General features: G+C 71.8%; 13 protein-coding genes and 1 pseudogene. 7 read left to right on the forward strand and 7 right to left on the reverse strand.

Translation table 11 applies throughout. The features are described from left to right. The 3 genes and pseudogenes from DY240_RS03735 to DY240_RS03745 form a co-directional block, all read left to right on the forward strand. Window positions 1–305 (forward strand): annotated as a pseudogene (locus DY240_RS03735) (cytochrome ubiquinol oxidase subunit I); the annotation flags it as partial. Further along, window positions 302–694: a cytochrome c oxidase subunit 4 gene (locus tag DY240_RS03740; protein ID WP_119658623.1), complete on the forward strand. Its 393-nt coding sequence runs from the start codon at window positions 302–304 to the stop codon at window positions 692–694. The pseudogene DY240_RS03735 and the gene DY240_RS03740, both read left to right, overlap by 4 nt. A 228-nt stretch (window positions 695–922) precedes the next feature. Continuing rightward, on the forward strand, window positions 923–1,129 hold the full coding sequence (locus DY240_RS03745; protein WP_119658624.1) for a hypothetical protein: 207 nt from the start codon (window positions 923–925) through the stop codon (window positions 1,127–1,129). Window positions 1,130–1,220: 91 nt separating this feature from the next. Here the strand turns inward: DY240_RS03745 and DY240_RS03750 are convergent, their stop codons facing one another. Continuing rightward, window positions 1,221–2,204, reverse strand: coding sequence for a DMT family transporter (locus DY240_RS03750; protein WP_199700769.1), 984 nt, complete (start codon window positions 2,202–2,204; stop codon window positions 1,221–1,223). 131 nt (window positions 2,205–2,335) lie between these two features. Between DY240_RS03750 and DY240_RS03755 the strand changes: the two genes are divergently transcribed. Beyond that, a complete protein-coding gene (locus tag DY240_RS03755) occupies window positions 2,336–3,487 on the forward strand; it encodes a DUF4192 domain-containing protein (RefSeq protein ID WP_119658626.1) in 1,152 nt (383 codons plus the stop codon). Window positions 3,488–3,552: 65 nt separating this feature from the next. Beyond that, window positions 3,553–4,065, forward strand: coding sequence for an SRPBCC family protein (locus tag DY240_RS03760; protein WP_147375185.1), 513 nt, complete (start codon window positions 3,553–3,555; stop codon window positions 4,063–4,065). Between the two features lie 501 nt (window positions 4,066–4,566). On the opposite strand, the gene qcrB is transcribed toward DY240_RS03760, so the two are convergent. The 4 genes from qcrB to ctaE all read right to left on the reverse strand — a co-directional run bounded on the left by qcrB (window position 4,567) and on the right by ctaE (window position 8,838). Beyond that, a complete protein-coding gene (qcrB, locus tag DY240_RS03765; protein ID WP_119658628.1) occupies window positions 4,567–6,210 on the reverse strand; it encodes a cytochrome bc1 complex cytochrome b subunit in 1,644 nt (547 codons plus the stop codon). After that, on the reverse strand, window positions 6,207–7,292 hold the full coding sequence (gene qcrA, locus DY240_RS03770) for a cytochrome bc1 complex Rieske iron-sulfur subunit (protein WP_119658629.1): 1,086 nt from the start codon (window positions 7,290–7,292) through the stop codon (window positions 6,207–6,209). The genes qcrB and qcrA overlap by 4 nt, the downstream gene beginning before the upstream one ends. After that, complete coding sequence (gene qcrC, locus DY240_RS03775; RefSeq protein WP_119658656.1) at window positions 7,289–8,101, reverse strand: cytochrome bc1 complex diheme cytochrome c subunit; 813 nt, start codon at window positions 8,099–8,101, stop codon at window positions 7,289–7,291. The genes qcrA and qcrC overlap by 4 nt, the downstream gene beginning before the upstream one ends. 89 nt (window positions 8,102–8,190) lie before the next feature. Beyond that, on the reverse strand, window positions 8,191–8,838 hold the full coding sequence (ctaE, locus tag DY240_RS03780) for an aa3-type cytochrome oxidase subunit III (protein WP_119658630.1): 648 nt from the start codon (window positions 8,836–8,838) through the stop codon (window positions 8,191–8,193). A 299-nt stretch (window positions 8,839–9,137) separates the two neighbouring features. Here ctaE and DY240_RS03785 point away from each other — a divergent pair, with 299 nt between their 5' ends. After that, window positions 9,138–9,557, forward strand: a complete 420-nt coding sequence (locus DY240_RS03785) for a response regulator (RefSeq protein ID WP_119658631.1) — start codon at window positions 9,138–9,140, stop codon at window positions 9,555–9,557. After that, a complete protein-coding gene (gene trpD, locus DY240_RS03790) occupies window positions 9,554–10,591 on the forward strand; it encodes an anthranilate phosphoribosyltransferase (RefSeq protein ID WP_119658632.1) in 1,038 nt (345 codons plus the stop codon). The genes DY240_RS03785 and trpD overlap by 4 nt, the downstream gene beginning before the upstream one ends. A 12-nt stretch (window positions 10,592–10,603) precedes the next feature. Here the strand turns inward: trpD and DY240_RS03795 are convergent, their stop codons facing one another. Both DY240_RS03795 and DY240_RS03800 read right to left on the reverse strand, forming a co-directional pair. Beyond that, window positions 10,604–10,885: an Lrp/AsnC family transcriptional regulator gene (locus DY240_RS03795; protein WP_119658633.1), complete on the reverse strand. Its 282-nt coding sequence runs from the start codon at window positions 10,883–10,885 to the stop codon at window positions 10,604–10,606. 104 nt (window positions 10,886–10,989) lie between these two features. Continuing rightward, window positions 10,990–12,732 (reverse strand): DEDD exonuclease domain-containing protein, encoded by a 1,743-nt coding sequence (locus DY240_RS03800; protein ID WP_119658634.1) that lies wholly within the window; start codon window positions 12,730–12,732, stop codon window positions 10,990–10,992. Window positions 12,733–12,867 lie beyond the last annotated feature (135 nt).

The following is a 12,867-nucleotide window of genomic DNA, read 5'->3' on the forward strand; positions in this document are numbered from 1 at the left end:
CCTCGGTGTTCGCCTTCGTGCTGGCGGCGTCGACGCTGCCGTTCCTGTGGAATGTGTGGCAGAGCCGGCTGGCGCCGAAGGTCGAGGTCGACGACCCGTGGGGCTTCGGCAACTCGCTGGAGTGGGCCACGTCGAGCCCTCCGCCGCGGCACAACTTCACCTCGCTGCCGCGGGTGCGCAGCGAGCGGCCGGCCTTCGACCTCAAGTACCCCGAGCTCGCGGGTTTGGCGGAGAAGAAACCGGCCCACGCCGGACCGCTCACCGAGGTACTCGGCCCGCCTGACGTGCAGGAGGACAGCAAGTGAAGATCGAAGGCATGATCTTCGCCATCGTGACGGTCTTCTTCGCGGTGGTCACTCCGGTCTACTGGTTCATGTCCGAGGACCCCACCGGCACGACGGCTCTGGTGCTGACGTTCGGCCTCGGCGCGATGGTGGCGTTCTACTTCCTGCTCCTGTCCCGCCGCATCGCTCCCCGTCCCGAGGACCGCGACGGCGAGGTCGAGGAGCTGGCCGGCGAGTACGGCTTCTACAGCCCCCACTCGTGGTGGCCGCTGGCCGCCGCCGGCGCGGTGTCGATGGTCTTCATCGGGCTGGTGTTCGCCTGGTTCATCTTCATCATCGGCGTCGCGTTGGCCGCCATGGCCGCCGTCGGCTGGGTGTTCGAGTACTACCGGGGCGAATACGCCCACTGAGTCATGACTCCTCGGAGCGCCGTCCACGGGCCGTCTGCCGTGGGCGGCGCTCTTTCGTGGGCTCGTCGACCCGGTCCGCCTCGCCGTTCTCCGCGTGCGCCGGCGAGCCGGGGGATCGGGTGGATCAGCCGATTGTGTCCGTTCTGTCGCCTCCGATGAGGTTTCGGTGTTGCCGCCGCGGGTTACCTCTGGTGGTATAGGTGCTCGACATCCTCGGAGGAGGTCGTGATGTTGACTCAGCCTCTGACGGCGAAGATCCGCCGCGTGGACGACAACCTGCGCACGCTGATCGAGCGGCGCGGCCACCTCGAGGACCCCGCCGATGTCCTGCGGGCCACCGAGTCCATCGACCACTGGCTCGACGAGCGCCTCCTCCTCATGAAGAGTCGCGACGGCGATCCGCAGCTCGCCACCCTCGCCGACCGCCGCCGCTGACGCCGTCCCGCACCCGGGCCCGGTCGCCGGCGCCCGTCTCATCCCTCGCCGGGTCGGTTCCGCTCGGCCGCGATCGTCTGGCGCGTCGGTGTCAGGGCTCCGCGACCGGCCGCGCGATGTCGTCACACGTGACGTCGAGCGCCTCGCGCTGCTGGGCGGTGTCGCCCGAGACGCGCTCCGTCGCCGTGACCACCGGGACGGCCGGAACCGCGGCCGGCTCGCGCTCCTTGTCCTTCGACGTCGCCAGGACCGAGCCCACCAGGATCAGGCCGAACCCGATGCCGGTGAACACCGTGATCCGCTCGTCCAGCACCGCCACGCCGAGGAGCAGCGCCACAGCCGGGTTCACGTAGGTGATGACGGTGGCCCGGCTCGGCCCGACCTCCGCCACCAGCGCGAAGAAGACCAGGAACGCCGCCACGGTGCAGACGACGCCCAGACCGATGACGCTGAGCCAGACGTTGCCCGACAGCGGCTCGCCCGGCCACTGCGCCAGCCCGAGGGGCAGGTACAGCACCGCCGACGCCGTCAGCGACGCCGCCATCACGCCGAGCCCCGGCAGGTGCGACAGCCAGCGGGCCAGGATGATCGGGCCGACGGCGTAGCAGACGGCGGTCCCGGCGACCGCCACGACCGGCGCCGGGCTGCTCGCCTCGACGTCGAAGCCGACCAGTGCGGCGACGCCGGCGAACCCCACCAGCAGGCCGGCCTGCCGCCGTCCGCCCGGCCGCTCGGTGCCCATCGCCCACACCAGCACGGCCCCGACCAGCGGCACGGCGGCGACGAGCAGGCCCGTCAGCGAGCTGGACAGTTCCTGCTCGGCGTATCCGAGCAGGTACCACGGGATGCAGACCTCGACGAGCGTGAACGCCAGCAGCGGACGCCAATGGGGGAGCAGGGGGCGCAGGTAGCCCCGTCGCGCCGCCAGCGGCAGCAGCAGCGCCGCGCCGATGGCCGTCCGGGCCAGGACGATCGACGCCGGTGACAGCTCCTCGACGGCCACCTTGATCAGCATGTAGGGGATGCCCCAGATGATCCCCAGCGCGACGAAGAGCATCCACCCACGACGGGACACACCGGCCTCCTCGACCTCTCGCGCGCCCCACCGGGAACGCGTCGTCCACAGCGAAAACTGGCGGCGGCAGTTGTCCACATTTCGGCGATCGGCGGTTGAGCCGGAAGGCCGGGCGGGGGAGTGTCGCCTCCATGAAGATACGCGAACACCACAAGGGCACAGCGACGGCAGGCGACCCGGGCGAACTCTTGGCCGCCATACCGCACCTCATGGGCTTCCATCCGCAGTCCAGCATCGTGGTCGTGCACGTCGACCTGGAAGACCGGCGCACCGGCACGCTCCTGCGGCTCGACCTGCCCGGCGCCGGCGACGACGAGGGCTATGCGAGGCAACTGGCGAAGCGCATCGAGTACGGGCAGCCCGACGGCGTCATTCTGGTCTGCTACGGCGACCGCGAAGCCCCGCCGGGCGCGGGTGGGGCGCCGCCGGGCGCGGGTGGGGCGCCGCCGGGCCATCCGTCCGACCGTGCCGCGTCCAGCCGGCGTGGGGTGCCGCACCAGGCGCTGATCGAACTCATCGTCGGCGAACTGGCCGGAGGCCCGGTCAAGGTGCTGGGGACGGCGTACGTCGACGGCGGGCGATGGTGGACCTACGACTGCGACCATCCGGGCTGCTGCCCGGCCGATGGCGTGCCGCTGCCCGACCCCGGTATGGGAGCCGCGGCCGATGTGGCGGCTCGGGCGGCGCTGGCCGGTCGCCGGACGCTGTCGTCGCGGCGCGAGCTCGAGGACAGTCTCCGCGGCCTTTCCGGCGCCGACGAGAAGGCGATGGCCGGCGTCTTCGAGCGGGTCGACCGCGAGCTGGCGGCCGAGGCGCTCGCCGACGGGGTCGAGGTCGTGCGGGGACGCACCCTGGCGCTGGCGCGGCTGTTGCTGGCCCGGTCCGCGGAGGGCCGGCTGGAGCTGGCGGACGACGATGTCGCGCGGCTGAGCCTCGGCGCGGCCGATCTGCTGGTCCGCGACCGGTTCATCGCGCTCGACGGCGCCGATCCGGCGGCCTGGCTCGGCCTGCTGACCGCGCTGGCCCGACGGACGCCCGACGCCCGGGCGGCCGCCGTCTGCAGCGTGGTCGCCTGGGTCGCCTATCAGCAGGGCGACGGCGCCGTCGCGAACGTCGCGCTCGACCGCGTCCTGTCCGTCGACCCTCGGCACACCATGGCTCTGCTGCTGCGCGACTGTCTCGACAGTCAGGTGAGTCCCGGGCACATCGCCGCGCTGACCCGCGAGGCCGTCGATGCCGCGGAGCGGGCGCGGAGGGAGGTGAGTGCGGCTGGGGCAGCGTAGGCCGGGGCCGGCAGCGAGGTGCCGTGCGGCGAGTCGTACGGGGAAGGGACATTAGAGTCGGGACCGTGGGACCCCGGCGCTACGTGTTCGCCTCCAGGTGGCGTGTGGCCGCGCCACTGGCCGAGACGTGGACGTTCCTGACGTCGCCGGGGCAGCGCTGGGTGGACTGGTGGCCCGGTCTCGAGACCGCCGACGTCCGGCGGACGGCCGAGCTCGTCGGGAGCACGGCCCTGTGCACCTGGCGCAGCCCGGCTGCGTACCGGCTGACGTTCGCGCTCACGCTCACCGATGTCGAGCCGAGCCGTCTGGTCGTCCTCGCCGCTGACGGCGACCTGACCGGCACCAGCTCCGTGCTGTTCGAGGCCGAGCCCGGCGGCACCCGACTGGACATCGAGCTGCGCGTCTCCACGACGCGGGCCTGGATGAACGCCGCCGGGCCGGTGCTCGGTCCGCTCTTCCGGTACGGCCATCGCGCCGTCATGCGCCGCGGCGAACGAGGACTCCGGCGGGTTCTCGCCGGGACCGACGCCTACGCCGACCCGCCCGCCGGCGACGGCTCGCCGGCCACGGACGGCTGACCGCGGTACCAGGGTCCACGTGCGCGTCGGCGGGATGGCCCGGCGGCGGGGCGGCTGACGCCGGGTCGCAGGCACCTCCTGGGTGTGAGTCGCGCTCAGAGGCCGGATTCGGCCGAATCGCGCGACGTAGACCCAGGACGTGACGCAGAAGTCCCGCCTGACGTCGCCGCCGGCGGGCGTCCGGCCCGGGACTGGGGTGGCGGTCGCGGGCGGCAGTCGGCGGGATGGCCCGGCGGCGGGGCGGCTGACGCCGGGTCGCATGCACGTCCTGGGTGCGAGTCGCGTTCAGAGGCCGGATTCGGCCGAATCGCGCGACGTAGACCCAGGACGTGACGCAGAAGTCCCGCCCGACGTCGCCGAGGGCGGGCCCGAAGCAGAGCGCCCGGGCCGTCCGTGTGGACGACCCGGGCGCACCGGTGGAGCAGGGGAGTTACTGCTNCCGAAGCAGAGCGCCCGGGCCGTCCGTGTGGACGACCCGGGCGCACCGGTGGAGCAGGGGAGTTACTGCTGGCCGCTGGGCAGCTCGTCGCGGTGAGCGGACTCGGCGCCGTGGCCGTCGTGGTGGGCGGACTCGAGCTCCTCGCGGGTCGGCTTCTGCACGACGTCGCCGAAGTAGAAGCGGGAGAGCCGCGCCTGGACCCGCTTGCTGCGGTAGTTCGGGTTCGGGATGCCGTTGGCGTCCGTCGCCGGGCCCGGGTCGGACGGCAGCTGCCGTTCGTGCCAGGTCAGCTGGTAGGCCTGGGCCTGGCTCAGCGGAGCGTGCAGCTCGGAGAACTCGCCCTCGGGGCTGACCATGACGATGCCGGTCTCGCGGCCGTGCATGACCTTGTCGCGGTCGCGGCGCTGCAGGCCCAGGCAGATCCGCTTCGTGGCGAAGAACGCCAGCGGCGGCAGCACGAAGATGCCGATGCGGATGAACCAGGTGATCCAGTTGACCGGGATCTCCAGGATCGTGGCGAAGAAGTCGTTACCGCCGGCGATCCACAGCAGGATGTAAAAGACGATGAACGCGACACCGATGCCGGTGCGCACCGGGACGTTGCGCGGCCGGTCCAACAGGTGGTGCTCGCGGGTGTCGCCGGTCGCCTTCTGCTCCAGCCACGGGTACAGCGCGAGCGGCGTGAGGATGATGCCCGGCAGCAGGATCGCCGGGATCAGCACGCTCATCGTGACCGGGTGGTCGAAGATGTAGAACTCCCACGGCGGCATGACGCGCAGGGCGCCGTCGAGGAAGCCGACGTACCAGTCGGGCTGGGTGCCGGCTGACACCACGGACGGATCGTATGGCCCCCACAACCAGACCGGGTTGATCTGGATGGTCGCGGCCAGCAGGACGATGACGCCCATGACGATGAACTGGAAGCCGCCGGCCTTGGCCACGTAGATCGGGTAGAACGGCGCGCCGGCGACGTTGGTGTTGGTCTTGCCCGGGCCGCCCCAGTGCGTGTGCTTCTGGTACCAGAGGATCATCAGGTGCGCGGTGACCAGCGCCAGGATGAGCCCCGGAATCAGCAGGATGTGCATGGGGTAGAGCCGGGCGATGATGTCGTCGCCGGGGTACTCGCCGCCGAACAGGAACGACGACAGGTAGGTGCCGACGATCGGGATGGCGAGCATGCCGCCCTCGATGATCCGCAGGCCGGTGCCCGACAGCAGGTCGTCGGGGAGCGAGTAGCCGGTGAAGCCGGCCGCCACGCCCAGGACCAGCAGGACGACGCCGATGAGCCAGTTGATCTCGCGGGGCTTGCGGAACGCGCCGGTGAAGAAGACGCGCAGCATGTGAGCCGACATCGCGGCCAGGAAGATCAGCGCGCCCCAGTGGTGCACCTGGCGCATCAGCAGGCCGCCGCGCACCTCGAAGGAGATCTCGAGAGTGGAGGCATAGGCCTCGGACATGCCGACGTCGCGCATGGGGACGTAGGCGCCTTCGTACACGACGTGCGCCATCGTCGGCTTGAACCAGAGCGTCAGGAACACGCCGGACAGCAGGATCATGATGAAGCTGAACAGCGCGATCTCCCCGAGCAGGAACGACCAGTGGTCGGGGAAGACCTTGCGGATGTTGCGCTTCAGCCAGTTGGACGCGGTGATCCGCTGGTCGACGAAGTCGACGACCTTGCCGGCACCGTTGACGATGGCGCTCATCGCGTGCGCTCCCAGTAGCTCGGCCCGACGGGCTCGGTGAAGTCGCTCTGCGCGATCAGGTAGCCCTCCGAGTCTACGGCGATCGGCAGCTGCGGGAGGCTCCGCGTCGCCGGGCCGAAGATCACTTTGCCGTTGTCCGAGAGGTCGAACGTGGACTGGTGGCAGGGGCAGAGCATGTGGTGCGTCGTCTGCTCGTAGAGGCTGATCGGGCAGCCGACGTGCGTGCAGATCTTGGAGTACGCCAGGATGCCGTCGACGCCCCAGTTCTCGCGGCCCGGTGCGACGTGGATGTCCTCGGGCAGCATGCGCACCAGCATGACCGGCGACTTGGCCCGCTCGTTGATGCGCTCGGGCCCGTGCTCGGGGAGGTCCTCGAAGGTCGCGGGCATGGCGTTGACCAGCTGGCCGATCTCGAGGTCGGCGGCCCGGATGGGCATGAACGTGACGTCGGTGAGGACGCGGACGCCCTCGGCCCAGATGGTGTGCTCCTTGCGCTCGCTGGGCGACGGGCCGGTGTTGGGGCCGAGGTCGCGCAGCAGGATGACGGCGGGCAGCGGCAGCAGGGCCAGCGCACCGAGCAGCGAGTTGCGGATGAGCTTGCGCCGGCCGAAGCCGGTCTCCTCGGTGCCGGTCTCGAAGTCGGCCAGCGCGGCCGCGCGGGTCTCGTCGTCGCCGCGCAGCTCGTGCCGCTCGTGCACGACCTCGGGGGACGACATCAGCGACCGCGCCCACTGCACGGCGCCCGCACCGACGAGGAACAGCGCCAGGCCCAGCGTGAGGCCCAAGGTCAGGTTCGACACCTGGACGTCGCCGATGTTGACGCCGTCGTCGGGGTCGTCGGGATGGATGCCGACGATCACGTAGAAGACGATGAACGCGACGGTGAGCAGCGAGGCCAGGGCGAACATGCCGGCGACCTGCCGCTCGGCGCGCCGCTCGGCCTTCTTGTCGACGTCGGTGAGCCGGGGCTCGTCGTGGTGGAGTCCGGGGTCGGCGATCGGGTCGGCCGGCACCACGGCGTGCTCGCCGTGGGGGACGACGGCGTGCTCGTCACCGTTGGGGTTCACGTTGTGCGTGCTCATGCCTTCGACGACCTCGTCACGATCCAGGTGGCCATGCCGATCAGCAGGCCGATACCCACCAGCCACGCCCACAGACCCTCGGCGACGGGACCCGCACGGCCGATGGCGAGGCCACCGGGGTCGGGCTCGTTCTGCACGCTCTCGAGGAACGCGATGATGTCGCGCTTGTCCTCGGGGGTGACGGTCTGGTCGTTGAACACCGGCATCGCCTGCGGGCCGGTGATCATGGCCTCGTAGATGTGCCGCGGCTCGACGCCGGTGAGGTTCGGCGCGAACTGGCCCATCGTCAGTGCACCGCCCTGCCCGGTGGTGTTGTGGCACTGCGAGCAGTTGGTGCGGAACAGTTCGCCGCCGCGGGCGACGTTGCCCTGCGAGGTGTCGAGGTACTCCTCGTCAGGCACGTCGGGCCCCGGGGCCAGCGAGGCGACGAACGCCGCCATGGCGTCGATCTGGTCCTGGCTGTACGAGACCGGCTTCCGCTCCGCCTGCGCCGACGGGGCGGCCAGCGGCATGCGGCCCGTCCCGACCTGGAAGTCGACCGCGGCGGCGCCGACGCCGATGAGCGACGGGCCGAGGACGTCGCCGTTGTCGTTGATCTGGCCCTCGCCGTTCAGGCCGTGGCACGACGAGCAGCCGATGGCGAACAGCTGCCGGCCCTCGTCGATCTGCGTGGAGGAGGCGGCCTGGACGTTCTGCGACGTCGTCGGTGCCAGCGCGGCGTACGCGCCGCCGGCGGTGAACAGGACCGCCACCAGCACGGCGATGGCCGCGAGCGGGTGTCGCCGCCGGGTCGACAGCAAGCGCCCGATGGAGGCGCCGCCGTTGAGGCCCGAAGAGGACTGTCCGATCCGCGAGCCGCGGGACCGGCCGGGCAACGATCTGGGCACGTCTCTCCTCGTCACTTGACCACGTAGATGGTGAGGAACAGGGCGATCCAGACGACGTCGACGAAGTGCCAGTAGTAGGACACGACGATCGTGCTGGTGGCCTGCTCGTGGGTGAACCGGCGCGTCATGTAGGTGCGGCCCAGCAGGAACAGGAACGCGATGAGGCCGAGCGTGACGTGCAGGCCGTGGAACCCGGTGGCCAGGTAGAAGATCGAGCCGTACGGGTCACTGGACAGCGTCAGGCCCTCGTGCATCGCCAGCTCGGCGTACTCGAACACCTGCCCGCCGATGAAGAACGCGCCCATGAGGAACGTCAGGATGAACCACTCGCGCATACCCCACTTGCCGACCTGCAGCAGGCTGCCCAGGCGGCCCACCTGGCCGCGCTCGGCCCGCAGCACACCCAGCTGGCAGGTGACCGAAGACAGCACCAGAACGGTGGTGTTCAGCAGCGAGAAGGGAACGTTGAGCAGTTCGGACTGCTGTTCCCACAGGGCGGGGGCGTTGGACCGGAGCGTGAAGTAGATCGCGAACAGGGCCGCGAAGAACATCAGCTCACTGGACAGCCACACGATCACCCCGACGGCGACGAGATTCGGTCGCTCGGGTTGCCGCGTGTGGGCAGCGTCGACGGCAGTTGCGGAAGCCACGCCCGCCATTATGTCGGTCGCCTCGGACGGGCACGACAGGACCCCGGGGTAGAAGCCGCCGGGCGTGTCACAGCCATGGTGAGCCACGGCCGCCAGGTAAAGCAAGCCTTACCTGATATGTGGACGGTTTCGCCGCGCCGGACGTCGCCGACCAGGAGCTGCTGGACGGTGAACGGCTCGGGTCCGGCCGGGGTTCCGCGCCGTCCGGTCACGGCGGCGGGCGGGCACTCCCGTCCTCGGGTGGGCGCACCGGTACCATCGTCTCGACCAGCCAGCCAGCCCGAGAGATCCCAGCGAGGACCCGCAGGATGAGCAGCACCGAGCCGACCATGACGATCCTCGTCTACAGCGACGACCGCACCACGCGCGAGCAGGTGCGGCTGGCCGTCGGCCGGCGCCCCGCGGCGGACCTGCCGAAGGTGGAGTTCGTCGAGGTCGCCACGCACGCGGCCGTCATCCGGCGGCTCGACGCCGGCGGCATCGACGTCGCCGTCCTCGACGGCGAGGCGGTCCCGTCCGGCGGGATGGGCCTGGCGCGCACCATCAAGGAAGAGATCTACAACGCTCCGCCGGTGCTCGTGCTGATCGGCCGGCCGCAGGACGCCTGGCTGGCCACGTGGTCGCGCGCCGAGTCGGTCGTGTCGCACCCGCTCGACCCCATCGCCGTCGCGTCGGCCGTGGCCGACCTCATGCGGCGCCGCTCCGCCGGCGTCCCCGCCACGTCATGAGCGAGACGCAGCAGACCTGGCCCGCCGTCCTGACGGCGCTCGTCAACGGCGAGGACCTCTCCACCGAGGCGGCCGCCTGGGCGATGGGCGAGATCATGCGCGGCGAGGCGACGCCGGTGCAGATCGCCGGGTTCGCGGTCGCGCTGCGCGCCAAGGGCGAGACGGTCACCGAGCTCGAGGGCCTGGTCCAGGCCATGTACGACGTCGCCACGCCGTTCCCCGACCCCGGTCCCGCGCTGGACATCGTCGGCACCGGCGGCGACCGCGCCCACACCGTCAACATCTCCACCATGGCGGCCATCGCCGCGGCCGGGGCCGGCGCCCGGGTCGTCAAGCACGGCAACCGCGCGGCGTCGTCGCTGTGCGGATCGGCCGACCTGCTCGAAGGGCTCGGCGTGCGGCTGGACCTCCCAGCCGCGCGGGTCGCCGAGATCGCCGTCGAGGCCGGCATCACCTTCTGCTTCGCCCCGGCGTTCCACCCGTCGCTGCGGCACGCGTCGACGGCGCGCAGCGAGCTGGGCATCCAGACGACGTTCAACATGCTCGGCCCCATGGCCAACCCGGCCCGGCCCAGCGCCCAGGCCGTCGGCGTGGCCGACGCCCGGGTGGCGGCGCTGATCGCCGGCGTGCTGGCCGGACGCGGCACCTCCGCGCTGGTCTTCCGTGGCGACGACGGCCTCGACGAGCTCACCACCACCACGACGTCGCGCGTCTGGGTGGTGCGCGAGGGCGAGGTGACGGAGGAGCGCTTCGACCCCGCGTCCCTCGGCATCGCGCCGGTCCCCGCCGAGGCGCTGCGCGGCGGCGACGTCGCCTACAACGTCGGCGTGGCCCGGCGGTTCGTCGGCGGCGAGAAGGGTCCGGTGCGCGACGCGGTGCTGCTCAACGCCGCGGCGGGCCTGGCGGCGTACGACGCCCTGGACGCGCCGCTGGCCGACCGGCTGGCCGCCGGACTCGAGAAGGCGACCGCCGCCGTCGACTCCGGCGCCGCTCAGCGGGTGCTGGACCGCTGGGTGGCCGCCGCCTCCGCCTGACGCCTCGTCGCGTCAGTCCTCGGCGCCGAGCGCGAACGCGGCCTCGAGGTCGTGCTTGGAGTACGCCCGGAACGCGATGTGCGTCTCGGTGTTGAGCACGCCGTCGACCTTGTTGAGGCGGTCGGCGACGACCTCGGCGATGGCGTCGTGCGTCCGGACCCGGACCATCGCGACGAGGTCGATCTCGCCGGTGACCGAGTAGACCTCGCTGACGCCGTCGAGGGCGGCGATCTCCGTCGCGACCTCGGGGATGCGCGCGACGTCGGCCTGGATGAACACGATCGCAGTGATCACGTGATGTCTCCTCGGGGTGTACCGGTTCGGCGCCGACATTACCGCCGGCTCCCCGAGGCCGGCCGCGAGGTCCCGGGCTGCGGCGAGTCCCGGAAGAAAAGGGTTCAGCGCAGCGGGCGCAGGGGACGGCGGTCGGCGAACGGGCGGGCCGCGCGCTGGTCGTCGTCGCGGGCGTCGGCGACGGCGGTGTAGCCGGCTGCGCTGGGCCACGGAAGCGTCCACACGCCGTCGACGCGCACCAGCCGGGTGCCGGGGGTCTCGAGCCAGCGCAGCACGCACTCGGTCTCTTCGGCCGTGGCCGCCGGGAGCGGTGCCGGCGCCGGGAGCACCGTCTCGGCCGTCGCGACGAGGGCCTCGACGGCCGGGCGCGGGTCGACGCCGGGCGGGGTGACCTCGGCGCCGGCCAGCCGGCCGTACCGCACGACGTGCAGCTCCCACCCGCCCACCTCGCGGCGTCGCGCCGCCACCAGCTGCGGCACCGACGCCAGCGACGCCATGCGTTGCGACCGGATCAGCGACCGCACCAGCGTCGCCAGCCGGTCGCGGCGGACGGCCGCCTCTTCGTAGCGCTCGTGAGCGGCCAGCGCGGTGATGCGCTCGAGCAGCCGGTGCACCAGCGGCCCGGGGTCGCCGGTGAACGCCTGCCGCACCTGGTCGACGTGCACCGCGTACTCCGCCGCCGACTCGGCGCCCGTGCAGGGTGCGCCACAGCGGCCCATGTCGGCCAGGATGCAGGCCGACGACGACGGCGACGCCGACAGCCGCTGCGTGCACTGGCGGATGGGCACGGCCTCGTGGATGGCCGTCATGGCCGCCTCGGCGATGCGGCGCGACCCGAACGGCCCGAGGTAGGCCGAGCCGTCCTCGCGGACCTGCCGGACCAGCGAGAGCCGCGGGAACGCCTCGACGGTGAGCTTGAGCCAGCTGCCGCGCTCGGGGAACCGCGAACGCCGGTTGTAGCGGGGCTTGCGCTCGGCGATCAGCCGCAGCTCGCGGACCTCGGCCTCCAGCGGCGTGGCGCATTGGATGCCGGTGACGCCGGTGGCGATGGAGACCATCTCGGTCATCCGCGGCCGCGTCTCGGACGCGGTGAAGTAGGTGCGCACCCGGGTGCGCATGTCCTTGCTCTTGCCGACGTAGAGGGTCTCGCCGTCGGGCGCGGTGAACATGTAGACGCCGGGGGCGTGCGGCAGCTGCTCGGACAGGTGCCGCTTCTGCCGCTGCGCCACGGTGACCTTGCTCTGCCAGAGCGCGAGCTCCTCGACGGTGTGCACGCCGACGTTGCCCAGCCGCTCGAACAGCCCGTGCAGGACGTCGACCGTGGCCCGGGCGTCGGCCAGGGCGCGGTGGTTGGGCGTGGTGGACGCGCGGAACAGCCGGGCCAGCGTGGACAGCTTGCAGTCGCGGGCCTCGTCGCGCGACAGCACGCGCCGGGCCAGCCGCGCGGTGTCGAGCACCTGGAACGACGGCCAGCGGGCGCCGGTGACCTCGCACGCGGCCTTCAGGAACCCGACGTCGAACGGCGCGTTGTGCGCGACGAGGACGCTGCCGCGGGCGAACTCGAGGAACGCCGGCAGTACCGACTGGATGCGCGGCGCGCCGGCCACCATGAGGTCGGTGATGCCCGTCAGCACGGCGATGAACGGCGGGATGGCCGACGCCGGGCGGACCAGGGTGTCGAACTCGCCGACGACCTCGCCCCCGCGGACCTTCACCGCGCCGATCTCAGTGATCTCGTTGCCGTCGGGCGCCCCGCCGGTGGTCTCGAGATCGACCACGACGAACGTGGTGGAGACCAGCGGCATGCCGATCTCGTCGAGCGTGCCCTGGATGGCCACGGCCGTCATGTCCCACCCCTCTCGGTCCTCGGCCACCTGATCGCACAGTAGGCACCGCCACTGACAATCTCCGGCCGCGACCCGCCGTCTGACGGCCTACGCTGGGCGGCAACACGTCCAGCGAACCGACGCCGAGGAGCAGCC

This window comes from Jiangella rhizosphaerae (assembly GCF_003579925.1).
Classification (GTDB): Bacteria; Actinomycetota; Actinomycetes; order Jiangellales; family Jiangellaceae; genus Jiangella; species Jiangella rhizosphaerae.